Raw genomic sequence first — 22835 nt, forward strand, 5'->3', positions numbered from 1 at the left:
CGTGACACGACGAACCGACTGGGCGGAGTACGAGTATGCCGCCTCCGGTGCCCCACGGGGGAGGGGCACCGGAGGGGAGACGGGCTCGGCCGTGGACGGGGAGGACGGGCACGGGTACGACCGGCGGTACCGGGGTGACGGGCCCTACGGGGACGACGGGCCGTACGGGGATGGCGGGCCCTATGGGGATGGCGGGCCCTACGGGGACGCCTCCCTGGGCAGCGGCTCATCCGGCGGGGGCTCATCGACGGCAGGCGCACGCGACGGCGGCTCCTCCAGGGACGGCTCGCGTGGCGGTGGGTCGCCCGGAGGGCGTGGGCGTCGCCGGCGCGGCTTCGGCGCGGTGGATGCCGAGGACGGAGGTTCCCTCTCCTCGTCGAGGGCCGAGCAGGAGGAACCTCCGGGGGACCCGGTCGAGCAGGCTCGGGCGATCTGCCTGCGCCTGCTCACCGGGACCCCGCGGACCCGCAAGCAACTCGCCGACGCCCTGCGCAAGCGGCAGATCCCGGACGACGCCGCCGAGGAGGTGCTGTCGCGGTTCGAGGAGGTCGGCCTCATCAACGACAGCGCCTTCGCGGACGCCTGGGTGGAGTCCCGGCACCACGGCCGAGGTCTGGCCCGGCGTGCGCTCGCCCGGGAGCTGCGGACCAAGGGCGTCGACTCCACGCTGATCGACGAGGCCGTCTCCCAGCTCGACTCCGAGCAGGAGGAGGCGACCGCACGGGAACTCGTCGCGCGCAAGCTCCGCTCCACCCGGGGACTCGACCGGGACAAGCGTCTGCGCCGCCTCGCGGGCATGCTCGCCCGCAAGGGCTACTCGGAGGGCATGGCCCTGCGCGTGGTCCGGCAGGCGCTGGAGGAGGAGGGCGAGGGCACGGAGTTCCTCGGGGACGAGGGGGTCTGAGGCGAGGCGGGACCCTCGCGGGGCCGCGCCCAACGCCGAGTCCCGGGAGCCCGGGAGTCCCGAGAGTCCCGGGGTCACACCACGGGAAGCCCCGCCGCCCGCCAAGCCTGGAACCCGCCGACCAGATCGGTGGCCCGGCGCAGTCCCAGCTGGTGCAGGGACTGGACCGCCAGGCTGGAGGCGTACCCCTCGTTGCAGATCACGACGACGCGCAGGGCATGGCTCGTGGCCTCGGGCAGACGGTGGCTGCCCTGCGGATCGAGGCGCCACTCCAGTTCGTTGCGCTCGACGACGAGGGCGCCGGAGATCAGGCCGTCCCGTTCGCGCAGGGCCGCGTAGCGGATGTCCACCAGCAGCGCGTCACCGGCCAGCGCGGCCTCGTACGCCTCCTGCGGTTCGATCCGCTCGTAGCCCGCCCGTACGCGCTCCAGCAACGCGTCGATGCCGACGGGACGCTGGACGCCCCCACGGCCATCACCGCCACCACCGTCACCTGTGTCCCCACTGCCGCCGCTGCTGTTACCGTCGCTCACCCGCTCGTGGGTCGCGCTCACTGCCAGTCCTCCGGTCGCTCCACTTCCTCGAGCCGCAGAATCGACCCGCTGCGGCTGTAGCGGCGGATCTGCGGCAGAGGCGGGTAGTAGGCGTGGACGGAGATCGCGTGCCGGTCGGGGGACTCGTTGAGCACCTCGTGGACGTGGTGGCGGCCGAAGGCGCGGCCCTGGCCGGACGACAGCCGGCGTTCGCGGTCGACGCCGTCGGTGAGTTCCAGGGTCTTCCAGCCGTCGGTGGGCAGCCGCGCGGCGAGCGAGTTCTCCTTGAGCTCGCCCGACGCGGTCAGGAAGGCGCCGACAGAGTCGGCATGGTCGTGCCAGCCGGTGCCCGTGCCGGGCGGCCAGCCGATCAGCCAGGCCTCGCTGCCGCCGGGCCCGTCCAGCCGCACCCAGGTGCGGCCCTCCGGATCGAGCGGCAGGGAGGCGATCAGCTCGGTGTCGACGGCCGTACGCCGCACGAAGTCGAAGAGGTCGGCCTGCGTGGGCGCCGAAACGGCGGAGGAGGCAGATGAGGAACCGGAAGCGGCTCCGGGGACGGATACAGGGGCGGATCCGGAAGGGGAGACAGCAGGGGATGGGGAAGGGGATACAGACACGGGTGCCGTCCTGAAGGTCCTGATGAGGGTTCGCGAATCAGGCGCGTCGGCCGCGGCAGACAGAGCGCGGCGCGCGCCCGGAGGAAGAGGGAGGCGAAATCAGCAGGACGGGCGACACACGCAGCCCGCATAGCGGACGAGGTCCATATGGACCCTCCGCCACAGGCGCACACAGGTGTCGGTCACGCACCGGAGTACACCATGGCCGCCCGGACCGGTCAACTCACTGTCACCATGCGGACGCACGGTGACAGCGAACACATCACCCTCGGTGCCGACGTCAGTGAGACCCGGCCGACGCACCGGCCTCGGCCTGCGTCTTCGCCGGTCCGCCCACCGCGGCCTCCGCCGCCGCGAACAGGTCGTCCGGGCGCACTCCGCTCAGGGCGGCGACGAGGTGCCCGTCGGGGCGCACCAGGAGCACGGTGTGCGCGGCGGCACCCGGATAGCGCTCGGCGACCAGCAGCTCGGCGGGGTGCGGCAGTGCCGAGACCGCGGCCGCGAGCCGGGGCATGATGCCGGCACTGACCCAGTGCTTGCGCTCCCACACACCCGTGCCCGGCGCGATCAGCACCACGAGCAGCGCGCCGCGGCCGAGCCGGTCCCGCAGCCGTACGAAGGTGCCGTCCTCCGCGGTGACCCGCACGTCCGTGACCGGCGCTCCGGGCGGTGTGTCGACGGGGGTCTCGCCTTCGAGGCGTGGGGGCGCGAGGGGCGAGTCGGCGTACGTCCCCGGCGCACCCAGTTGGCCGTGCCCCAAGTGACCGTCCGTGAGGAGCGCGTCGTGGCCCCGGGACGAGCCGGGGACGTAGGAGCGCAGGCCTCCGCCGCCGCGCAGCAACGGCAGTGCCTGGTCGGCGGCGCGCAGCCGGGCGGCGACGACCGCGCGGCGCTCGGTCTGGTAGCTGTCGAGGAGCGCGTCGTGCGGCCCGTGGTGCCAGGCCACGGCCAGCTTCCAGGCGAGGTTGTCGGCGTCCCTGAGGCCCTCGTCGAGACCGTGCGTGCCCAGCACGCCGAGCAGGTGGGCCGCGTCCCCGGCGAGGAAGACACGGTCGGCGCGCCAGCGGCGGGCCAGGCGGTGATGGACCGTGTGGACGCCGGTGTCCAGCAGCTCGTACGGCGGGGTCGTGCCGCCCGCCCAGCCGGCCAGGGTCTCCCGGATGCGGGTCAGCAGCAGTTCGGGGGTGACCAGGTCCTTGCCGGGCGGCAGGAGCCAGTCCAGACGCCAGACGCCGTCCGGCAGCGGGCGCGCGGTGACCTCGCCGGCCGAGGGACCCGACATGCGCCACGGCGGCATGCGGTGCAGCAACGCCTCGTCGTGCCAGGGCAGTTCCGTGCGCAGCGCGGCAACGGCGTGGCGTTCCACCGCCGTACGGCCCGGGAAGCGGATGTCCAGGAGTTTGCGCACGGTCGAGCGGGGGCCGTCGCAGCCGACCAGGTAGCTGCCGCGCCACCAGGTGCCTTTGGGGCCGCGGGTGTGGGCCGTGACGCCCGAGGACTCCTGTTCGATGCCGTCGAGCCGGCTCTCCACCGCGACCTTGACGAGCCGTTCGCCGGAAAGGGCCGCGCGCAGGGCGCCGGTCAGCACGTGCTGGGCGATGTGCAGGGGGGCGGGATCAGCGCCGTCGAAAACGATCTCGCGCATCACCTGCTTGCGCCGCATCGACCGCCATCCGGCCCAGTGGGCGCCGGCCCGGGACAGAGGCACGCCGGTCAGCCGTTCCACGAGAGCGGCGGTGTCCTCGCGCAGGACGACGGTGCGCGCCGCACGGGGTTCGTCCTTGCCCGGCCCCTCGTCGAGGACGACGCACGGCACCTCCTGACGCGCCAGGGCCAAGGCGAGCGTCAGCCCGACGGGCCCCGCTCCGACGATGATCACCGGGTCCACGACGCGGCGCCCCCTGCCCGTGGTGTTGTCCTGAGAGACGTAGGTGAACAGGAGCTTGGAGCAGGGTGCACGATCACAGAACGTATGCAACCCATTGCCGGTGCTTGCGTCAAGTGACCGGCGGCCGGTGGCGATCATGCGTCGCATCAAGGGTAGCCGGGCGACACGCTCGTCACGTGATGGGGTGTCAGGGGCGGCCATGCCGAATGGCTCGGCGCTCGACACGACTGTGGCCCGCCGGATTCCCGGCGGGCCACGTCGTAGGGGTTGTTCGGGTCGTCAGATCGAGCCGCCGGCACCGGTGCCCTAGGTGCCGCCCACTTCGGCCGCGTTCACGTCGTCGACCTTGTCGGCACCGAGAACAGCACCCGTGCTGCGCTTGCTGCGGCGCAGCCTTGCCTCCAGCCAGGAGGCGAAGGAGGTGAGGATGAAGTTCAGCAGGATGAAGATGACCGCCACCACGATGAAGCTGGGGATGACGTTGGCGTAGTTGGCGGCCAGCGTGCCGCGCGAGTTGAGCAGCTCCGTGAAGCCGATCATCACACCGCCCAGCGCAGTGTCCTTCACGATCACCACCAGCTGGCTGACGATGGCGGGCAGCATGGCCGTCACGGCCTGCGGGAGCAGGATGCTGGCCATCGTCTGGCCCTTGCGCAGGCCGATCGCGTACGCGGCCTCCGTCTGGCCCTTGGGCAGGGCGAGGATGCCCGCCCGGACGACCTCGGCGAGGACGGCCGCGTTGTAGAGCACCAGGCCGGTGACGACCGCGTAGAGGGGCCGGCTCTCGCTGGTGACGTTCGTATAGCGGGAGTAGAACTCGTTGGCGAACAGCATCAGCAGCAGCACCGGGATGGCCCGGAAGAACTCGACCACCACGCTGGCCACCCCTCGCACCCACCGGTGGTCGGACAGGCGTGAGATGCCGAAGACCGCGCCGAGCGGAAGGGCGATCACCATGGCCAGCGCTGCGGCCTTCAGGGTGTTGGCCAGGCCGGGCAGCAGGTACGTCGTCCACGCCTCGGACTGGGTGAACGGTTTCCACAGGGCGGACGTCAGCTGGTTCTTGTCGTCCATGGTCTTCCACATCCACCACAGGAGCAGGGCGAGGAGGACGAAGAAGACCACTGAGAGGACCACGTTGCGCCGTTTGGCGCGGGGGCCGGGTGTGTCGTAGAGGACCGAACTCATCGCTTCACCGCCAGTCGCTTGCTGAGCCAGCCGAGCAGGAGGCCGGTCGGCAGGGTCAGAACCACGAACCCGAAGGCGAAGACCGCGCCGATGAGCAGGGTCTGGGCCTCGTTCTCGATCATCGTCTTCATCAGGGCAGCGGCCTCGGCGACGCCGATGGCGGCGGCCACCGTGGTGTTCTTGGTCAGCGCGATCAGCACGTTGGCCAGCGGCCCGATGACCGAGCGGAAGGCCTGCGGCAGGACGATCAGCCGCAGGGTCTGGGTGAAGTTCAGCCCGATGGCCCGGGCCGCCTCCGCCTGGCCGAGCGGCACCGTGTTGATGCCGGAGCGGAGCGCCTCGCAGACGAAGGCCGCGGTGTAGACGACGAAACCGAGCACGGCCAGCCGGAAACCCTGGATCTTGAAATTCTCGGAGCCCAGCGTCATACCGAAGATGGGGGCGAGGCCCAGCGAGTTGAACAGAATGATGACCGTCAGCGGGATGTTCCGGACGATGTTGACGTAGGCGGTGCCGAAACCGCGCATGAGCGGGACGGGGCTGACGCGCATCGCGGCCAGCAGGGTGCCCCAGATCAAGGAGCCCACGGCGGAGAGGGCCGTGAGTTTCACCGTCATCCAGAACGCCCCTAGGACGTCGTAACCTTCAAGAAAGTCGAACACGATCTCCCGCGCTTCCGGGTGGCTGGCGTGTGTGGAGGGCGGGGCGCGCCGCCGCCGTGATCGCGACGGACGGCGGCGCGCCCGGGGAACCCCGCGTGCCGGGCTGTGACCCGGGATTACTTGACGATCTGGCCGATCTTCGGGGCCGGCTCGTTCTTGTAGTCGGCCGGGCCGAAGTTCTTCTTGACGGCGGCCTCCCAGGAGCCGTCGCTCTCCATCTTCTCGAGCGCCTTGTTGATCTGGTCGACGAGCTTGGTGTCGCCCTTCTTCACCCCGATGCCGTAGTTCTCGTTGCTGAGCTTCAGACCCGCGAGCTTGAACTGGCCCTTGTACTGGTCCTGCGCGGCGTAGCCGGCGAGGATCGAGTCGTCGGTGGTCAGCGCGTCGACTTGGCCGCTCTGCAGGGCGGACACGCACTCGGAGTAGCTGCTGAGCTCCTTGAGGTTGGCCTTCGGGGCGATCGTCTTGTGGACGTTCTGCGCCGAGGTGGAGCCGGTCACGGAGCACAGGTTCTTGCCGTTGAGGTCCGTGCCCTTGGTGATGTCGGAGTCCTTCTTGACCAGCAGGTCCTGGTGGGCAAGAAGGTAGGGGCCGGCGAAGTCGACCTTCTGCTGGCGCTCGGGCGTGATCGAGTACGTGGCCGCGATGAACTTCACGTCGCCGCGCTGCAGCGCGTTCTCACGGTCGGCGCTCTTGGTCTCGACCCACTCGATCTGGTTCGGCTTGTAGCCGAGCTGCTTGGCGACGTAGGTCGCCACGTCCACGTCGAAACCGGAGAAGGATCCGTCCGGCTTCTTCAGACCGAGACCCGGCTGGTCGTACTTGATACCGATCTTGATCGTCTTGCCGCCGCCGGAGCTGGAGCCGCCGCCGTTGCTGTCGCCGCCGCACGCGGTGGCGGTCAGGGCGAGGGCGAAGACGGTGACCGAGGCGGCGGTGACCTTGCGGAGCTTCATGGTGAACATCCTTTGACTTGAGAAGAGATGCGGGCCGTCAAGGGTGACGCGGGTCGCGCCGGGCGCTGCCCGCGCCGTCAGTGGTGAAGGATCTTCGAAAGGAAGTCCTTGGCACGGTCGCTGCGCGGGTTGCTGAAGAACTGGTCGGGCGCAGCTTCCTCGACGATTCGGCCGTCCGCCATGAACACCACGCGGTTCGCGGCCGATCGTGCGAAACCCATCTCATGGGTGACGACGATCATGGTCATGCCGTCCCGGGCGAGCTGCTGCATGACCTCCAGCACCTCGTTGATCATCTCGGGGTCGAGCGCGGAGGTCGGCTCGTCGAAGAGCATGACCTTCGGCTCCATGGCCAGCGCCCGCGCGATCGCGACGCGTTGCTGCTGGCCGCCGGAGAGCTGTGCCGGGTATTTCTCGGCCTGCGCGGCGACGCCGACCCGGTCGAGCAGGGCGCGGGCCCGCTCCTCGGCGGCGCTCTTGTCCTTCTTGCGGACCTTGATCTGGCCGAGCATCACGTTCTCGAGCACGGTCTTGTGCGCGAAGAGATTGAAGGACTGGAAGACCATCCCGACGTCGGCGCGCAGCTTGGCCAGCGCCTTGCCCTCGGCGGGCAGCGGCTTGCCGTCGATGGTGATCGTGCCGGAGTCGGTCGTCTCCAGGCGGTTGATGGTGCGGCACAGGGTGGACTTGCCGGACCCGGAGGGCCCGATGACCACGACGACTTCACCGCGGGCGATCGTCAGGTCGATGTCCTGGAGTACGTGCAACGCGCCGAAGTGCTTGTTGACGCTCTTCAGGACGACCAGTTCTCCGGTCGCGGCCACATCTTCCTTGGCCACCGATACTTCGGTCATCGCTCTCAGGCTCCGTCCTCCTCGGTTTCGGAGGACAGTAGTAACCCTCTACGACCTGCGTCATTACATCTGAGGGGAATCTGAGCATCACGATCCGATAGCAATCGGACACATGTCGTAGCACTTATGAGCAGCGCTCATATCGGCCGGGTAACGGAAGCTCGCCGCAACCGGAACCCTCTTGACGCCGTCCTCATCCATCAGCGTGACTGCACAAGGTGCACGCGCGCGCGTGCACGCGTTTTTGTACACAGATAGATCGTACGGCCAGTGAACCGAAGGGGGCCCGGGTGAGACTGCTGCTCGTCGAGGACGACAACCACGTCGCCGCCGCTCTGTCCGCGGTCCTGGCGCGGCACGGGTTCGACGTCACGCACGCGCGCAGCGGCGAGGAGGCCCTTCAGGCACTGGTCCCCGAGGTCGACGGCTTCGGTGTCGTCCTGCTCGACCTCGGCCTGCCCGACCAGGACGGATACGAGGTCTGCGGCAAGATCCGCAAGCGCACCAGCACACCGGTGATCATGGTCACCGCGCGCTCCGACGTGCGCTCCCGCATCCACGGCCTCAATCTCGGCGCCGACGACTACGTGGTGAAGCCGTACGACACCGGGGAACTGCTCGCCCGTATCCACGCGGTCAGCCGGCGCACCTCGCACGAGGACACCTCCAGCGGTATCGAGACGGAACTGCGCCTCGGCCCGGTGCACATCGAGCTGCCCACACGCCGGGTCAGCGTGGAGGGAACCGTGATCCAGCTGACGCGCAAGGAGTTCGACCTCCTGGCCCTGCTCGCGCAGCGGCCCGGGGTGGTCTTCCGCCGGGAGCAGATCATCAGCGAGGTGTGGCAGACGAGCTGGGAGGGGACCGGGCGCACCCTGGAGGTGCATGTGGCGTCCCTGCGCGCCAAGCTGCGGATGCCGGCCCTCATCGAAACCGTACGCGGAGTCGGCTACCGGCTCGTCGCGCCTGCCGGATAGCGGGGCCGGGTGCGCACTCGTCTGCTCCCGCTGCTGATCATCCTGATGGCGGCCGTGCTGCTCGCGCTCGGTGTCCCGCTCGCCGTCAGCCTGGCCGGCGCCCAGCAGCAGAAGGTCGTCGTCGACCGCATCGACGACACGGCACGCTTCGCGGCTCTCGCCCAGTTCGTGACCGACTCGCCCACCGGGACCGCCAGCGCGTTCGAGAACGAGCGCCTGGCCACGCTCAGCCGCGAACTCGACAGCTACTACACGGTCTACGGCATCCGGGCCGGTGTCTTCTACCGCAGCGGCAGTGCCATGGCCCACGCGCCAGCCGGGTGGTCCCTGCCCAAGGAGGGTGAGGTACGCGACGCGTTCGACGAGGCGCTGCTCAGCCGCCGCAGCCACGACCCGCGGCAGGTGTGGCCCTGGCAGCGCCGCAACCTGGTGGTGGCCTCACCGGTCATCCGGGACGGCGACGTCGTCGCGGTCGTCGTCACCGACTCGCCCACCGGGCAGCTGCGCTCGCGCACGCTGCACGGCTGGCTGGTTATCGGCGCGGGGGAGTTCGCCGCGATGCTGCTGGCCGTCGGTGCCGCCCTGCGGCTGACCGGCTGGGTGCTCAAGCCCGTACGGGTGCTGGACGCCACCACCCACGACATCGCCACGGGGCGGCTGAAGTCCCGGGTCGCCGCCGCCGGAGGTCCGCCGGAACTCAGGCGCCTGGCCCGGTCGTTCAACGAGATGGCGGACAACGTGGAGGACGTGCTGGAGCAGCAGCGCGCCTTCGTCGCCGATGCCTCGCACCAGCTGCGCAACCCGCTCGCGGCGCTGCTGCTGCGCATCGAGCTGCTCTCCTTCGAGCTGCCCGAGGGCAACCAGGAGATCGCCTCGGTCCAGTCCGAGGGCAAGCGCCTCGCGCAGGTCCTGGACGATCTGCTCGACCTGGCGCTGGCCGAGCACACCGACGCCGATCTGAAGATCACCGACATCGGCGAGCTCGCCGCCGAACGGGTCGCGGCCTGGTCCCCGACCGCCGAGGCCAAGGGCGTACACCTGGTGAGCGACTGCCCGCCGACGACCGGGTGGGCCGACCCGGTGGCGCTGTCCAGCGCGCTGGACGGGATCATCGACAACGCGGTGAAGTTCACGCCCGAGGGCCGGACGGTCGAGGTGACCGTCGCGCGTGACGGCGACACCTCCAGCGTCGTCGTCACCGACCAGGGACCGGGTCTGACGGACGAGGAACTGGCCCGCATCGGCGACCGCTTCTGGCGCAGCAGCCGCCACCAGAACATCAAGGGTTCGGGCCTCGGACTGTCCATCGCGCGGGCGCTGCTCGCGGCGGGCGGCGGTTCGATCGCGTACGACCATCACGAGCCGCAGGGGCTGAAGGTGACGGTGACGGTGCCCAGGGTCGGACCGGCGTAGCGAAGCCGAAGCCCGGTGAGGAGGGGCGGACGGGCTATGGCTTGACCGCCCGGTAGTAGCGCCGGGCCCCGTCGTGCAGCTTGAGCGGGTCGGTGTAGATCGCCGTGCGGACATCGACCAGCTGGGCGGAGTGGACGGTCGCGCCGATGCCGTCCCGGCTGTCGAGCACCGTACGGGTCAGCCACTCGGTGAGCCGGGGGTCCATGTCCTGGCGCGTGACCAGCAGGTTGGACACCGCCAGGGTGGGGACCGGGTCGCCGCGCTGGATGGTGGGGTAGGCCGACTCCGGCATCTTGGTGGCGCGGTAGTAGCGCGTGGCACCGCCCTGGTCGTGCAGCTTGGCCACGAGGCCGGCGTCGACCGGCACGAAGCGGAAGGCCGACGCCGACTTCTTGGCCAGCCGGCCGAGCCCGTCCGTGGGCAGCCCGCCCGACCAGAAGAACGCGTCGAGGCCGTGCCCCAGCCGTTTCGGCCCGGTGTCGATGCCGTCCGACGACGGCTTGATGTCCTTCTCCGGGTCGATCCCGGCCGCTTTGAGCACGCCGTTGGCGATCAGCCGCACGCCGGAGTCCGGCAGTCCTATGGCCACGCGCTTGCCCCGCAGATCCGCGACGGAGCGGATGTCCGAGTCCGGCGGTACGACGAGCTGGACGTAGTCGTCGTACAGGCGGGCGACCCCGCGCAGGCGGTCGGCGCCCGTGCCGTGCTCCAGTTTGTACGTGGCGACCGCGTCGGCGGCGGCGATCGCGAAGTCGGCCTGGCCCGTCGCCACGTCCGCGACGTTCTCCTGCGAACCGGCGCTGGTCAGCAACCGCACCTTCAGATCGGGCATGTCCTTGTCGATCGCTTTGCGCAGGAGGTCGCCGTACTCGTAGTACACCCCCGCGCGTGTGCCCGTGCTGAACCGGATCGTCCCGCCCGGAGGTTCCTCGGCCCAGGGGCGCAGCCACCACAGCAGCAGCCCGAGGACCACGAGGGCGGCGCCGCCGCCCTGGAGGGCCCGGCGCCTGCCGAGCGGGGGGAACATCGTGGACATGCGCGAGATCCTGCCAGCCGTGGTGCCCCGGTGACCAGGGGCGGGTTCACACGGCGGGGCCGGGGGGAGTGTCAGTGGCGGCCACTACAGTCGGCCCCATGAGCTCCTCGCCCGCTGACCTGGTCCGTGAATTCCACCTCGCCTTCGGCCTGGACGCTCGCAGTACCCCGACGGAGGTGCCCCCGGAGCTCGCCGCCCACCGCGGCGAACTCCTCGCGGAGGAGGCCGCGGAGGTCGCCGAGGTGTCGGTGACGGGCCCGCTCGACCGGCTCGCCCACGAACTCGCCGACGTCGTCTACGTGGCGTACGGCACGGCCCTCGTCCACGGCATCGACCTCGACGCGGTCCTGGCCGAGATCCACCGTTCCAACATGACCAAGATCGGCCCCGATGGCACCGTCTCCCGCCGCGAGGACGGCAAGGTGCTCAAGGGGGAGCACTACGAGGCACCGGATGTGCCGGGGGTGCTGCGGAGACAGGGGTGGGAACCGGGGGCGGGAGCCTGAGCCGCCGCCCGGGCCTGCGGCTCAGCTGGTCCGGCGGTTGCCGGGTGCCGGTTGCCCGGGCGGGCGGTGTCGTCCGTCGGCCGGCGGTTGCCCGGGCGGGTATCTGTGGTCCGTCGGCCGATGGTTGCCCGGGCGGGCGGCGGTTCCCCCGTCCGGTGTCTGATGGCTGATGGGCGGGCGGTGGCTTCCCCTGTCCGGCTCCTGGCCGCCGCCCCGGCCTGGGGCGGCTCCACTGTCCCCCTCCAGGCCGCCTCCCTCAGTCGGCCACCTGCGCGTCCGCCTCCTTGGCCCGCGGTGTCGTCTCCGTCGCGTCTTCCCGGCGTGACTCGCGGCGACGGGTCCACCAGGTCGCCACCGGCTCCGTGTAGCGCGCGGTGAGCGGGCCCAGGACGACCAGGATCAGGACGTAGGCCGTGGCCAGGGGGCCGAGGGACGGTTCGATGCCCGCCGAGACGGCCAGACCGGCGATGACGATGGAGAACTCGCCACGGGCGACCAGCGCGCCGCCCGCCCGCCAGCGGCCCTTGACGGAGATCCCGGCCCGCCGCGCCGCCCAGTATCCGGTGGCGATCTTCGTCAGGGCGGTGACGACGGCCAGACCCAGGGCGGGCAGCAGAACGGGCGGGATGCTGGACGGGTCGGTGTGCAGGCCGAAGAAGACGAAGAAGACCGCCGCGAACAGGTCACGCAGCGGGCTGAGGAGCGTGTGCGCACCCTCCGCCACCTCTCCCGACAGCGCGATGCCCACCAGGAAGGCCCCCACAGCCGCCGACACCTGGAGCTGCTGTGCCACACCCGCGACCAGGATCGTCAGACCCAGCACGACCAGCAGCAGCTTCTCGGGGTCGTCGCTGGAGACGAAGCGGGAGATCACCCTGCCGTAGCGCAGGGCCAGGAACAGCACGAGTCCCGCCGCGCCCAGCGCGATCGCCAGGGTCAGGCTGCCGGCCAGCAGCCCGGCCCCCGCCACCAGCGCCGTGACGATGGGCAGATACACCGCCATCGCGAGATCCTCCAGCACGAGCACGCTGAGGATCACCGGCGTCTCCCGGTTGCCGACCCGCCCGAGATCACCGAGCACCTTCGCGATCACGCCGGAGGACGAGATCCAGGTGACACCGGCCAGGACGACGGCGGCCACCGGCCCCCAGCCGAGCAGCAGCGCCACCGCAGCCCCCGGCAGCGCGTTGAACGCGCAGTCGACCAGACCGGACGGGTAGTGGGTCTTGAGGTTGGAGACCAGATCGCTGGCCGTGTACTCCAGGCCCAGCATCAGCAGCAGCAGGATGACGCCGATCTCGGCGCCCGTGGCGATGAACTCCTCGCTCGCGCCCAGCGGCAGCAGACCGCCCTCGCCGAAGGCCAGACCGGCCAGCAGGTACAGCGGTATCGGCGAGAGCCGGAAACGGGCGGCGAACCGGCCGAGCAGACCGAGGCCGAGGATGATGGAACCGAACTCGATCAGCAGAACCGCGGAGTGCACCGGCTCACCCCCGACCGAGTATCGCCGCGGCGGCGTCGACGCCCTCACGGGTGCCGACCACGATCAGCGTGTCCCCGCCCGCCAGCCGGAAGTCCGGCGCGGGGGAGGGGATGGCCTCGGCCCGCCGCAGCACCGCCACGACCGACGCGCCCGTCTCCGTACGCATCCGCGTGTCGCCCAGCACCCGCCCGTTCCAGCGCGAGGTCGCGGCCACCTCGATCCGCTCGGCGACCAGCCCCAGGTCCGTGGTGTACAGCAGACTCGGGCTGTGGTGGGACGGCTTCAGCGCGTCGATCAGCGACCCCGCCTCCGAACCGGTCAGCCGCAGTGACTGCGCACAGGAGTCCGGATCGTCGGCCCGGTACACGTTCACCGTGCGCGTGCCGTCGCGGTGCGCCACCACCGACAGATGGCGGTGTTCCCGGGTCTCCAGGTCGTACTGGACCCCGATGCCCGGCAGCGGTGTCGCCCTCAGGCGCGGAGCTGACACGTTTCTTCCCCTTGTTTCGTCCGGCTCTTGTCGGTCTGGTGAACGGTATCGATCAACGGATGGGTCAACTCCGCATGCTGTCATCCAGCCGTACGGTGACGACATGGGTGTCGTGACGGATATACGCGGTGGCCGGTCGCCGGAGAGAGTGGAGCGGGCGGTGTCATATGCGAACGCCGGGTCACAGGGGAAAGCCGGAAGGAGCGGATCCAGGAACGTGTCGTTGTTCTGGCGGATCTTCTCGCTCAACGCGGCGGGCCTGCTCGTGGCCACCGCGTTGCTGCTCGGCCCGGTCACCGTGTCGACCCCCGTCCTGGCGGGCGAGGCGCTCGTCCTGCTGGGCGGCCTGGTGCTGCTGCTCGCCGGCAACGCGCTCGTGCTGCGCTTCGGCCTCGGACCCCTGCAACGGCTCGACCGGGCCATGGCCACCGTCGACCTGCTGCGTCCGGGCTCCCGCCCGGTGGTCGCCGGCCCGGCGGAGACGGCCGGGCTGATCACGACGTACAACGCGATGCTCGACCGGCTGGAGGCCGAGCGGACCGCGGGCGCCGCCCGGGCGCTGTCCGCACAGGAGAGCGAACGGCACCGGATCGCCCGGGAGCTCCACGACGAGGTCGGGCAGACCCTGACCGCCGTCCTCCTCCAGCTCAAGCGCGTCGCGGACCGGGCGCCCGAGGACCTGCGCGAGGAGGTCGGCCAGGCGCAGGAGGCGACCCGGGCCGGCCTGGACGAGATCCGCCGTATCGCCCGTCGGCTGCGCCCCGGTGTCCTGGAGGAACTCGGCCTGGCCAGCGCCCTGCGCTCGCTCGCCGCCGAGTTCACGACCCACGGGCTGACCGTGCGCCACCACGTCACCGGCGACCTCCCCGCCCTCACCCCGGAATCGGAACTCGTCGTCTACCGCGTGGCCCAGGAAGGCCTGACCAACACCGCCCGGCACGCCGCAGCCGACCGTGCCGAACTCCGCCTCCGGCCGGTCCCCGGCGGCGTCGAACTCCTCGTACGCGACAACGGCACCGGCCTCGGTGACGCCCCGGAAGGCGTCGGCCTCACCAGTATGCGCGAACGCGCCCTCCTGATCGGCGCCGCCCTCACTCTCGAACCGGCCCCGGGCGGGGGCACCGACGTGCGGCTGCTCCTGCCGGTGGTGGAAGGAGCACGCTGATGCCGACCCCGATCCGTGTCCTGCTCGCCGACGACCACACCCTCGTGCGCCGGGGCGTGCGCCTCATCCTGGACGGGGAGCCCGACCTGACGGTCGTCGCAGAGGCCGCAGACGGGGCCGAGGCCGTCGCCAAAGCCCGGGAAACCGCCGTCGACCTGGCCGTCCTGGACGTCGCCATGCCCCGTATGACCGGCCTCCAGGCAGCCCGCGAACTCTCCCGCCGGCTGCCCGGCCTGCACATCCTGATCCTGACGATGTACGACAACGAGGAGTACTTCTTCGAGGCGCTCAGGGCCGGAGCCAGCGGCTACGTCCTCAAGTCCGTCGCCGACCGCGACCTGGTCGAGGCCTGCCGGGCGGCCGTGCGCGACGAGCCGTTCATCTACCCGGGCGCCGAGCGGGCCCTCGTCCGCTCCCACCTGGAGCGGCTGCACCGGGGCGACGGCCTGCCGGAACGGGCCATCACCGAACGCGAGGAGGAGATCCTCAAGCTGGTCGCCGAGGGCCACACCTCGAAGGAGATCGGCGAGCTCCTCTTCATCAGCGCCAAGACGGTCGAACGCCACCGCGCCAACCTCCTCCAGAAGCTGGGCATGCGCGACCGTCTGGAGCTGACCAGGTACGCGATCCGCGCCGGTCTCATAGAGGCGTGAGCGCGCCCGATCGACCGGGTCGAGGCCGGTCTCGGGGGCCTCACGGCTGACGAACATGCCCAGATCGGCGAGGCCGTCGCCGTCTGCGCCGCAGCCGGAGCGTGATGCTCGGCATGCCCCGCATCGGCCGACGGGGCGTGCTCCGGCGGCGCCACCCTCTTCGACCGCCGTCCCGAGAGAACCCATTACTTGGCTAGCCACATGTTTGCCGCTACGTTAGTTATGTGTCTAGCCACCTAAATGGGTGGCGATGCGAGAGGAGTCGTCATGAAAGCCATCCTGTTCGACCGCTTCGGGGGTACAGAAGTGCTGCACGAGGCGGACATCGAGGTCCCGCGGCCCGGTCCCGGGCAGATCCGCGTCCGCGTCGGGGCGGCCGGGCTGAACGCGCTGGACGGCAAGATCCGCTCCGGGGCGATGGAGGCCGTGTTCCCCACACCGCTGCCCTCCGTCCCCGGTCACGAGCTCGCCGGCGTGGTGGACGCGCTGGGTGAGGGCGTGCGGGACGCGAAGGTGGGTGACGAGGTGGTGGGCTGGTCGGACACCGGCTCGTACGCCGAGTACGCGCTGGCCACCACCGTGGCCCCTAAGCCCGCCGGCCTCGACTGGCAGCACGCGGTCGCCCTGCCGGTGGCGGGCGAGACGGCCGAGCGGGTCCTGGACCTGCTCGGCGTCACCGCCGGGGAGACCCTGCTGCTGCACGGCGCGGCCGGAGCGGTCGGCACCCTGGCGGTCCAGCTCGCCACGGCCCGCGGAGCGCGTGTCATCGCCACCGCCGGCCCCGTCAACCAGGACTACCTCGCCTCGCTCGGCGCCACCGCGACCGTGTACGGCGAGGGCCTGGTCGAGCGGGTCCGGGCACTGGCCCCCGACGGCGTGGACGCGGTGTTCGACGTGGCCGGGAAAGGAGCCCTTGAGGACTCCGTCGCTCTGCGCGGCGGTACCGAACGCATCGTCACCATCGCCGACTTCCGCGCGCACCAGCTCGGCATCACCTTCTCCAGCGGTGGCCAGGAACGCTCGGCCGCCCGCCTGGCCGCGCTGGCTCAGGACGCCGCGACCGGCAAGCTCGTCACCACCGTCACGGCCTACCCGCTCGCCCAGGCCGCCACGGCCCAGCAGGTCAGCGACGCCGGGCATGTCCGCGGCAAGCTCGTCCTCACCCTCGACTGATCACGCCCGCACCCCCGCTTGTTCCGATCATCACCTGGCCACCACCGCGCCGAAGGACCACCCATGCTGAACGCCCTGTGGACACCGACCACCGTCGGCGACATCGCCCTCCCGCACCGCCTGGTCATGGCCCCCATGACCCGTGACCGCTCCACACCCGAAGGCGTACCGACCGAACTGAACGCCGAGTACTACGCCCAGCGGGCCTCGCACGCGCTCATCATCACCGAGGGAACCCAGCCCTCCGCCGACGGCCAGGGCTACCTCCTCACCCCCGGCATCCACAACGACGAGCAGATCGCCGGATGGCGCAAGGTCACCGACGCCGTGCACGCGGCCGACGGCCGGATCGTCATCCAGCTGATGCACACCGGACGCATCTCCCACCCCGACAACACTCCGCATGGGCGCCCGCCCGTCGCCCCCTCGGCGATCCGGCCGCAGGGCACGATGTTCACCGCGTCCGGGCCCCAGGAGATGCCCACACCCCGTGCCCTGCCGACGCAGGAGGTCGCTGCGACCGTCGACGACTTCCGCCGCGCCGCAGCGGCCGCCGTCGCGGCGGGCGCCGACGGCGTGGAGATCCACGGCGCCAACGGCTACCTGGTGCACCAGTTCCTGTCCGACCACAGCAACCGGCGCACCGACCGCTACGGCGGTTCCCTCCAGGGCCGCATCCGCTTCGCAGTCGAGGTCGCCGCTGCCGTGGCCGACGAGATCGGCGGTGACCGCACCGGCCTGCGCATCTCCCCAGGCAACACCTACAACGACATCGCCGAGTCCGACACCGCCGAGCTGTATCCGGCGCTCCTGCGCGCCCTCAGCCCGCTCGGCCTCGCCTACCTCCACATCCTTCACTCCGGCGACGAGGAACTGCTGGGCACCCTGCGCAAGCTGTGGCCGACCACCCTGATCCTCAACCGGGCCGGCACCGACCTGCCCACCCGCGCCAAGGACATCGACCAGGGCACGGCCGACCTCGTCTCCGTCGGCGCCCTCGCGCTCGCCAACCCGGACCTGGTGGAGCGGCTACGCTCTGACGCGCCGCTGAACACCCCCGACCCGGCCACCTTCTACGGCGGCGGAGTGGCCGGCTACACCGACTACCCCACCCACACCGTCTGAGGAACCCAGCCATGCCCGCCCCCACACCTCGCATCCCCAGCACGGCCGGCGAGGGGCCGATGAGCTACGCGATCTTCCAGCTCGCCCGCGCTCATCGCGCCCGCGCCGCCGCCATGCTCCGCGAGATGGACCTGCATCCCGGACAGGAACTGCTGCTGATGCAACTCCTCGACCGGGACGGCCAGACCCAGTCCGAGCTGCTCGACAGCGTCGGCCTGGACCACTCCACCGTCTCCAAGTCCCTGCGCCGCATGCAGGACGCGGGCCTGCTCATGCGCGAGCCGGCCGAGCACGACCGGCGCGTCATGGTCGTCCACCTCACCGACAAGGGCCGTGCCCTGCGCGAGCCCCTGGCCGCCATGTGGCGGGCCCTGGAGGAGGTCTCCGCGCTGAACCTGTCGGCGCAGCAGGCGGAGTCCTTCGTCCGCACCGCCTACGCCATCGCCGACGCGATCAACAGCCGCGCGCTTCCCCGGGAAGGTTCCGAGTAACTCCGCCAACCGCTCAAGGGAAGTAAGGACGTCCGCGCCCTGGTCCGTCCGGCCACCGACGCGAGCAAGCTCGATGGCCGGGGTGTCGTCGCCGCCTCCGCCGCCAGGAGCAGCTGTTCGGTCCCTCCCCCACGGGCGAGGACGGCCCATCCCTGAGACCGCCTACCCTTGACGCATGACCAGCAGCAGCGACCGGAGCCCGGCAGTGGACGTTCAAGGAACGAAGAGTTACGCAATCCGAACCTACGGGTGCCAGATGAACGTCCACGACTCCGAGCGATTGGCCGGTCTGCTGGAGGACGCCGGCTACGTCCGCGCCCCCGAGGGCGCCGACGTAGCCGACGTCGTCGTCTTCAACACCTGCGCCGTGCGGGAGAACGCCGACAACAAGCTGTACGGCAACCTCGGCCACCTCGCGCCGAAGAAGGCCGCCCGCCCGGGCATGCAGATCGCGGTCGGCGGCTGCCTCGCGCAGAAGGACCGCGACACCATCGTGAAGAAGGCGCCCTGGGTGGACGTCGTCTTCGGCACGCACAACATCGGCAAGCTGCCCGTCCTGCTGGAACGCGCGCGCGTGCGGGAGGAGGCGCAGGTCGAGATCGCCGAGTCCCTGGAGGCGTTCCCGTCCACCCTGCCGACGCGCCGCGAGAGCGCGTACGCGGCCTGGGTCTCCGTCTCCGTCGGCTGCAACAACACCTGCACCTTCTGCATCGTCCCGGCCCTGCGCGGCAAGGAGAAGGACCGCCGCCCCGGCGACATCCTCGCCGAGATCGAGGCCCTGGTCGCCGAGGGCGTCAGCGAGATCACGCTGCTCGGGCAGAACGTCAACGCGTACGGCTCCGACATCGGCGACCGCGAGGCCTTCAGCAAGCTGCTGCGCGCCTGCGGCAGGATCGAGGGCCTGGAGCGCGTCCGCTTCACCTCCCCGCACCCGCGCGACTTCACCGACGATGTCATCGCGGCCATGGCCGAGACGCCGAACGTGATGCCCCAGCTGCACATGCCGCTCCAGTCCGGCTCGGACACGGTTCTGAAGGCCATGCGCCGCTCCTACCGCCAGGAGCGCTACCTGGGGATCATCGAGAAGGTCCGCGCCGCCATCCCGCACGCGGCGATCAGCACCGACATCATCGTGGGCTTCCCCGGCGAGACCGACGAGGACTTCGAGCAGACGCTGCACGTGGTGCGTGAGGCCCGCTTCGCCCAGGCCTTCACCTTCCAGTACTCCAAGCGCCCGGGCACCCCGGCCGCGGAGATGGACGGCCAGATCCCCAAGAAGGTCGTCCAGGAGCGCTACGAGCGTCTGGTCGCCCTCCAGGAGGAGATCTCCTGGGAGGAGAACAAGAAGCAGGTCGGCCGCACGCTGGAGCTGATGGTCGCCGAGGGCGAGGGCCGCAAGGACGACAGCACCCACCGCCTGTCCGGCCGGGCCCCCGACAACCGCCTCGTCCACTTCACCAAGCCGGACCAGGAGGTCCGCCCCGGCGACGTGGTCACGGTCGAGATCACCTACGCCGCCCCGCACCACCTCCTCGCCGAGGGCCCCGTGCTGGATGTGCGCCGCACGCGCGCGGGCGACGCCTGGGAGAAGCGCAACGCCGAGAAGGCGGGCAAGCCGGCTCAGCCGGCCGGCGTCCTCCTGGGCCTGCCGAAGATCGGCGTACCCGAGCCCCTCCCGGCGGCGACGAGCGGCTGCGGCTGCGACTGAGCCGGGCTGCGGCGTGTTGTGACCGGGCCCGGCGGGGCTGGGCTGGCTGCGGCCGGGCCGCCTGGCGGGGTCCGGGTCCGCTGTGGATGGGGGCTGACTGGGGCTGAGCTCGGCCGCGGCCGGACCTGACTGGGGGCTTGGCTGGTCCCCACTGTGGCCGGGCCTGACTGCGCTGGGGCTCGGCCGCGGCCGGATCTGACGGGGGTCTGCGCCCGGACCCGACGGCGCCTGGCCCCGTTCCGGCCGACGCGGGCTGGGGTGGGCTCCCGCCAGGGCTGGGTCGGGCGGGGCGTGTGTGCTGCTGGGTTACCCTGCCGATCATGCTTGTCGCCGCCGCTGTCTGCCCCTGCCCGCCCCTACTGGTGCCCGACGTCGCCGCGGGTGCCGCTCCGGAGCTGGACGCCGCACGGGCCGCCTGCACGGACGCGCTGGGCGTGCTCGCCGCCGCGCGGCCAGGTCGGCTCGTGGTCGTCGGGCCGGTGGAGAGCGCCGGACCCGAGACCTACCCGGAGGGCACGCGAGGCTCGTTCCGGGGCTTCGGCGTCGATCTCGACGTACGGCTGGGACGGGTCGCCGGCGCGCCCGCGGACCAACGGCTGCCGCACGCGCTGGCCGTGGCCGCCTGGCTGCTGGAGCGGACCGGGTGGTCCGACGCCCCCGTCGAGGGACTCGGCGTGGGAGACCGGCTCGAGCCCGAGCGGTGTGGCCGGATCGGACGGGATCTCGCCGCACGGGCCGAGCGGGTCGCGCTGTTGGTGATGGGGGACGCGAGCGCCTGCCGGACGCTCAAGGCCCCGGGGTATCTGGACGAACGGGCGGCACCCTTCGACGCGGAGGCCGCGCGCGCACTCGCCGCGGCGGACGTGGCCGCGCTGATGGCCCTGGACACAGGGCTGGCGCGCGAACTGAAGTCCTCCGGCCGGGCGCCCTGGCAGGTCCTGGCGGGCGCCGCCGAGGGCGAGGACCTCGACGGATCACTGCTGTACGAGGACGCGCCGTACGGGGTGGGATACCTCGTGGCCACCTGGTCCTAGGGCGGGAAACGGCGGACGGCCGGGAGCCCTCGTGCTCCGCGGCCGTCCGCCGATGTGCCCTTCGGTGTGCCGATGTGTGGTCAGGACCTGCTGCGTCGATGTGCGCTCAGGAAGTGGGCGGTGGTGTGTCCGGCGGCGCGGTGCCTTCGGCGTCCGCCGGCGGTGCCGTGCGGCCCGTGTCCGGCGGCATGGTGCGGGCCGGGCCCGGCGGCGGCGTCGTGCCGCCCGCGTCCGGCCCGCCGTCGCCCTTGTGCGCGAGTCGGTCCATGGCGCCCTTGGCCTTGCCCGTGCCCGACTGGATCCTGTCGCTGTACTTGCCCTTGGTCCTCTTGTCGACGACCTGCGCGGCCTTGTCGAGGCCGTGCTGGATCTTGTCCTCGTGCCGCTGTGCGAGGTCCGAGACCTTGCCCTTGGCCGGGCCCAGTCTGGCCTTCACATTGTCCAGGAGACCCATGGTTCACCTTCCCTCGCGCGGGGCGGTCAGGTGCGGACGCCCTCGCCGGCCTCGTTGTCGGCCGCCTTGGCGGTGGACTGCTGCCTGGGGATGTCGACGCCTTCGGTCTCCGTGACCTCGGCAGTCTCAGCCACCGGCTCGGCCGCTTCCGCTGCCCCCTCAGCCCCCTTCGCCGCCTCTGTCCCTGCGGTTTCCTCCGCCTCGGCCCCGGCCGCCGCCTGATCGGCCTGAGCCACGGCGGCAGGCGCCACCTCCTCCGTGGCCTTGGACCGCCGGAGAAGTCGTGCCAAAACGCCCATATTCACTCCATACATTACTCGTGCGGGCGAAATCCCGTGTCGCCCGGTGCGTCCGTTTGCGCGACCCGGGCCACCGCCTCTGCGATCCGGCGGCAGGAACCTCGCAACGGGCAACGAACCCGGAGCCGCGGCGTCACGTAACTCGTTCGAGAGCAGGGTGCGAGGTTTGCGAGACTGGGTCGGTGAGCAGTGCACCCCCCGCCCCCCGCGTCATCGCCGTCGTCGGACCAACTGCGGCCGGAAAGTCCGATCTGGGCGTCTTTCTGGCCCAGCGTCTCGGCGGTGAGGTCGTCAACGCCGACTCCATGCAGCTCTACCGAGGGATGGACATCGGCACCGCCAAGCTGACGCCCGAAGAGCGCGGTGGCGTGCCCCACCACCTGCTGGACATCTGGGACGTGACCGTCACGGCGTCCGTCGCCGAGTACCAGCGACTGGCCCGCGAGCGGATCGAGGCCCTGCTCGCCGAGGGTCGCTGGCCGATCCTGGTGGGCGGCTCCGGGCTGTATGTGCGCGGGGCCGTCGACAACCTGGAGTTCCCCGGCACCGACCCCGAGGTCCGCGCCCGCCTGGAGCAGGAACTCACGCTGCGCGGCTCGGGCGCGCTGCACGCCCGGCTGGCCGCCGCCGACCCGCAGGCCGCGCGGGCGATCCTGCCGAGCAACGGCCGCCGGGTCGTCCGGGCCCTTGAGGTGATCGAGATCACCGGCAGGCCCTTCACCGCCAGCCTCCCCGGCCACGACTCCGTGTACGACACGATCCAGATCGGCGTCGACGTGGCCCGGCCCGAGCTGGACGAGCGCATCGCGCGCCGGGTCGACCGGATGTGGGAGGCCGGCCTCGTGGACGAGGTGCGCGCACTGGAGGCGCAAGGGTTGCGTGAGGGGCGTACCGCCTCTCGCGCGCTCGGCTACCAGCAGGTGCTCGCGGCGCTCGCCGGGGAGTGCACCCTGGAGGACGCGCGGGCCGAGACCGTACGTGCCACCAAGCGCTTCGCGCGCCGTCAGGATTCATGGTTCAGGCGCGATCCCCGAGTGCACTGGTTGAGTGGGGCTGCGGCCGATCTCACAGAACTTCCGCAGCTCGCGCTGTCTTTGGTCGAACGACCGGTTACAGCCTGATCACGTCATGGCATCGGGACGCCCAGGCCGTCATCCGGGCCTTCGGCGGCGTGCCATCATCGAGCTTCGATCGACCGAGTTGAGTCCTAGTTGGGAGGGCGCGTG

Annotated in this window: 24 protein-coding genes; 12 read left to right on the top strand and 12 right to left on the bottom strand. The window is 71.2% G+C overall.

The genetic code is table 11. The features are described from left to right. Position 1 precedes the first annotated feature (1 nt). Entirely contained in the window at positions 2 to 904 is a 903-nt protein-coding gene (gene recX, locus ACFZDA_RS00130; RefSeq protein WP_391072533.1) for a recombination regulator RecX, read from the top strand. Positions 905 to 978: 74 nt separating this feature from the next. Here the strand turns inward: recX and ACFZDA_RS00135 are convergent, their stop codons facing one another. From ACFZDA_RS00135 to ACFZDA_RS00170, 8 genes are all read right to left on the bottom strand, one after another. Next, positions 979 to 1347 carry a rhodanese-like domain-containing protein gene (locus tag ACFZDA_RS00135; RefSeq protein ID WP_391074509.1) on the bottom strand — a complete coding sequence of 123 codons (369 nt, stop codon included), beginning with the start codon at positions 1345 to 1347 and terminating at the stop codon, positions 979 to 981. Positions 1348 to 1454: 107 nt separating this feature from the next. After that, entirely contained in the window at positions 1455 to 2054 is a 600-nt protein-coding gene (locus ACFZDA_RS00140) for a cysteine dioxygenase (protein WP_391072536.1), read from the bottom strand. A gap of 99 nt (positions 2055 to 2153) precedes the next feature. Beyond that, entirely contained in the window at positions 2154 to 2357 is a 204-nt protein-coding gene (locus ACFZDA_RS00145; RefSeq protein ID WP_391072539.1) for a putative leader peptide, read from the bottom strand. Continuing rightward, positions 2335 to 3942: an FAD-dependent monooxygenase gene (locus ACFZDA_RS00150; RefSeq protein ID WP_391072541.1), complete on the bottom strand. Its 1608-nt coding sequence runs from the start codon at positions 3940 to 3942 to the stop codon at positions 2335 to 2337. Before ACFZDA_RS00150 ends, ACFZDA_RS00145 begins: the two co-directional genes overlap by 23 nt. A gap of 306 nt (positions 3943 to 4248) precedes the next feature. After that, positions 4249 to 5130: an ABC transporter permease subunit gene (locus tag ACFZDA_RS00155; RefSeq protein ID WP_391072544.1), complete on the bottom strand. Its 882-nt coding sequence runs from the start codon at positions 5128 to 5130 to the stop codon at positions 4249 to 4251. After that, positions 5127 to 5792 carry an ABC transporter permease subunit gene (locus ACFZDA_RS00160; protein ID WP_391072547.1) on the bottom strand — a complete coding sequence of 222 codons (666 nt, stop codon included), beginning with the start codon at positions 5790 to 5792 and terminating at the stop codon, positions 5127 to 5129. The genes ACFZDA_RS00155 and ACFZDA_RS00160 overlap by 4 nt, the downstream gene beginning before the upstream one ends. A 116-nt stretch (positions 5793 to 5908) precedes the next feature. Continuing rightward, entirely contained in the window at positions 5909 to 6748 is an 840-nt protein-coding gene (locus tag ACFZDA_RS00165; RefSeq protein WP_391072550.1) for a transporter substrate-binding domain-containing protein, read from the bottom strand. 77 nt (positions 6749 to 6825) lie between these two features. Next, entirely contained in the window at positions 6826 to 7602 is a 777-nt protein-coding gene (locus tag ACFZDA_RS00170) for an ATP-binding cassette domain-containing protein (protein WP_391072553.1), read from the bottom strand. A gap of 290 nt (positions 7603 to 7892) precedes the next feature. On the opposite strand from ACFZDA_RS00170, the gene ACFZDA_RS00175 reads away from it, so the two are divergent. Both ACFZDA_RS00175 and ACFZDA_RS00180 read left to right on the top strand, forming a co-directional pair. Beyond that, the gene (locus ACFZDA_RS00175) at positions 7893 to 8579 is read left to right on the top strand and encodes a response regulator transcription factor (RefSeq protein WP_307177814.1); all 687 of its coding nucleotides are present in this window, start codon (positions 7893 to 7895) and stop codon (positions 8577 to 8579) included. Positions 8580 to 8588: 9 nt separating this feature from the next. Next, positions 8589 to 9992 (top strand): ATP-binding protein, encoded by a 1404-nt coding sequence (locus tag ACFZDA_RS00180; protein WP_391072557.1) that lies wholly within the window; start codon positions 8589 to 8591, stop codon positions 9990 to 9992. A gap of 34 nt (positions 9993 to 10026) precedes the next feature. Here ACFZDA_RS00180 and ACFZDA_RS00185 read toward each other — a convergent pair whose 3' ends face one another. Beyond that, positions 10027 to 11028: a TAXI family TRAP transporter solute-binding subunit gene (locus ACFZDA_RS00185; protein ID WP_391072560.1), complete on the bottom strand. Its 1002-nt coding sequence runs from the start codon at positions 11026 to 11028 to the stop codon at positions 10027 to 10029. Positions 11029 to 11126: 98 nt separating this feature from the next. Here ACFZDA_RS00185 and ACFZDA_RS00190 point away from each other — a divergent pair, with 98 nt between their 5' ends. Next, positions 11127 to 11534 (top strand): MazG nucleotide pyrophosphohydrolase domain-containing protein, encoded by a 408-nt coding sequence (locus ACFZDA_RS00190; RefSeq protein ID WP_391072562.1) that lies wholly within the window; start codon positions 11127 to 11129, stop codon positions 11532 to 11534. Positions 11535 to 11790: 256 nt separating this feature from the next. Here the strand turns inward: ACFZDA_RS00190 and ACFZDA_RS00195 are convergent, their stop codons facing one another. Together ACFZDA_RS00195 and ACFZDA_RS00200 are read right to left on the bottom strand one after the other, a co-directional pair. Beyond that, positions 11791 to 13017, bottom strand: a complete 1227-nt coding sequence (locus ACFZDA_RS00195) for a cation:proton antiporter (protein WP_391072565.1) — start codon at positions 13015 to 13017, stop codon at positions 11791 to 11793. A 4-nt stretch (positions 13018 to 13021) separates the two neighbouring features. Further along, positions 13022 to 13507 carry a TrkA C-terminal domain-containing protein gene (locus ACFZDA_RS00200; protein WP_391072568.1) on the bottom strand — a complete coding sequence of 162 codons (486 nt, stop codon included), beginning with the start codon at positions 13505 to 13507 and terminating at the stop codon, positions 13022 to 13024. A 217-nt stretch (positions 13508 to 13724) separates the two neighbouring features. Here ACFZDA_RS00200 and ACFZDA_RS00205 point away from each other — a divergent pair, with 217 nt between their 5' ends. The 7 genes from ACFZDA_RS00205 to ACFZDA_RS00235 all read left to right on the top strand — a co-directional run bounded on the left by ACFZDA_RS00205 (position 13725) and on the right by ACFZDA_RS00235 (position 20856). After that, positions 13725 to 14672: a histidine kinase gene (locus ACFZDA_RS00205; protein WP_391072571.1), complete on the top strand. Its 948-nt coding sequence runs from the start codon at positions 13725 to 13727 to the stop codon at positions 14670 to 14672. Then, positions 14672 to 15325, top strand: coding sequence for a response regulator (locus ACFZDA_RS00210; RefSeq protein WP_391072573.1), 654 nt, complete (start codon positions 14672 to 14674; stop codon positions 15323 to 15325). The genes ACFZDA_RS00205 and ACFZDA_RS00210 overlap by 1 nt, the downstream gene beginning before the upstream one ends. Before the next feature lie 267 nt (positions 15326 to 15592). Continuing rightward, entirely contained in the window at positions 15593 to 16498 is a 906-nt protein-coding gene (locus ACFZDA_RS00215; RefSeq protein ID WP_391072577.1) for an alcohol dehydrogenase catalytic domain-containing protein, read from the top strand. 63 nt (positions 16499 to 16561) lie between these two features. Further along, positions 16562 to 17623, top strand: a complete 1062-nt coding sequence (locus tag ACFZDA_RS00220; RefSeq protein ID WP_391072580.1) for an alkene reductase — start codon at positions 16562 to 16564, stop codon at positions 17621 to 17623. A gap of 11 nt (positions 17624 to 17634) precedes the next feature. Further along, positions 17635 to 18114 carry a MarR family transcriptional regulator gene (locus ACFZDA_RS00225; protein WP_391072583.1) on the top strand — a complete coding sequence of 160 codons (480 nt, stop codon included), beginning with the start codon at positions 17635 to 17637 and terminating at the stop codon, positions 18112 to 18114. A 175-nt stretch (positions 18115 to 18289) separates the two neighbouring features. Continuing rightward, positions 18290 to 19822 (top strand): tRNA (N6-isopentenyl adenosine(37)-C2)-methylthiotransferase MiaB, encoded by a 1533-nt coding sequence (gene miaB, locus ACFZDA_RS00230; protein WP_391072586.1) that lies wholly within the window; start codon positions 18290 to 18292, stop codon positions 19820 to 19822. A 320-nt stretch (positions 19823 to 20142) separates the two neighbouring features. After that, positions 20143 to 20856, top strand: coding sequence for a class III extradiol dioxygenase subunit B-like domain-containing protein (locus ACFZDA_RS00235; RefSeq protein WP_391072589.1), 714 nt, complete (start codon positions 20143 to 20145; stop codon positions 20854 to 20856). A gap of 106 nt (positions 20857 to 20962) precedes the next feature. Here the strand turns inward: ACFZDA_RS00235 and ACFZDA_RS00240 are convergent, their stop codons facing one another. Further along, entirely contained in the window at positions 20963 to 21310 is a 348-nt protein-coding gene (locus ACFZDA_RS00240) for an Rv0909 family putative TA system antitoxin (protein WP_391072591.1), read from the bottom strand. Positions 21311 to 21791: 481 nt separating this feature from the next. Here ACFZDA_RS00240 and miaA point away from each other — a divergent pair, with 481 nt between their 5' ends. Next, complete coding sequence (miaA, locus tag ACFZDA_RS00245) at positions 21792 to 22730, top strand: tRNA (adenosine(37)-N6)-dimethylallyltransferase MiaA (RefSeq protein WP_391072594.1); 939 nt, start codon at positions 21792 to 21794, stop codon at positions 22728 to 22730. Positions 22731 to 22835: the final 105 nt, after the last annotated feature.

Origin of the sequence: Streptomyces sp. NPDC007991 (assembly GCF_042958445.1) — a bacterium.
In the GTDB taxonomy this organism is placed as follows: Bacteria; Actinomycetota; Actinomycetes; order Streptomycetales; family Streptomycetaceae; genus Streptomyces.

Coding starts and splice junctions, on each gene's coding strand:
- ACFZDA_RS00155 (WP_391072544.1), bottom strand. CDS start 5,130: ATGAGTTCGGTCCTCTACGACACACCCGGCCCCCGCGCCAAACGGCGC.
- ACFZDA_RS00165 (WP_391072550.1), bottom strand. CDS start 6,748: ATGAAGCTCCGCAAGGTCACCGCCGCCTCGGTCACCGTCTTCGCCCTC.
- ACFZDA_RS00170 (WP_391072553.1), bottom strand. CDS start 7,602: ATGACCGAAGTATCGGTGGCCAAGGAAGATGTGGCCGCGACCGGAGAA.
- ACFZDA_RS00185 (WP_391072560.1), bottom strand. CDS start 11,028: ATGTCCACGATGTTCCCCCCGCTCGGCAGGCGCCGGGCCCTCCAGGGC.
- ACFZDA_RS00190 (WP_391072562.1), top strand. CDS start 11,127: ATGAGCTCCTCGCCCGCTGACCTGGTCCGTGAATTCCACCTCGCCTTC.
- ACFZDA_RS00210 (WP_391072573.1), top strand. CDS start 14,672: ATGCCGACCCCGATCCGTGTCCTGCTCGCCGACGACCACACCCTCGTG.
- ACFZDA_RS00215 (WP_391072577.1), top strand. CDS start 15,593: ATGAAAGCCATCCTGTTCGACCGCTTCGGGGGTACAGAAGTGCTGCAC.
- ACFZDA_RS00220 (WP_391072580.1), top strand. CDS start 16,562: ATGCTGAACGCCCTGTGGACACCGACCACCGTCGGCGACATCGCCCTC.
- ACFZDA_RS00225 (WP_391072583.1), top strand. CDS start 17,635: ATGCCCGCCCCCACACCTCGCATCCCCAGCACGGCCGGCGAGGGGCCG.
- miaB (WP_391072586.1), top strand. CDS start 18,290: ATGACCAGCAGCAGCGACCGGAGCCCGGCAGTGGACGTTCAAGGAACG.
- ACFZDA_RS00235 (WP_391072589.1), top strand. CDS start 20,143: ATGCTTGTCGCCGCCGCTGTCTGCCCCTGCCCGCCCCTACTGGTGCCC.
- ACFZDA_RS00240 (WP_391072591.1), bottom strand. CDS start 21,310: ATGGGTCTCCTGGACAATGTGAAGGCCAGACTGGGCCCGGCCAAGGGC.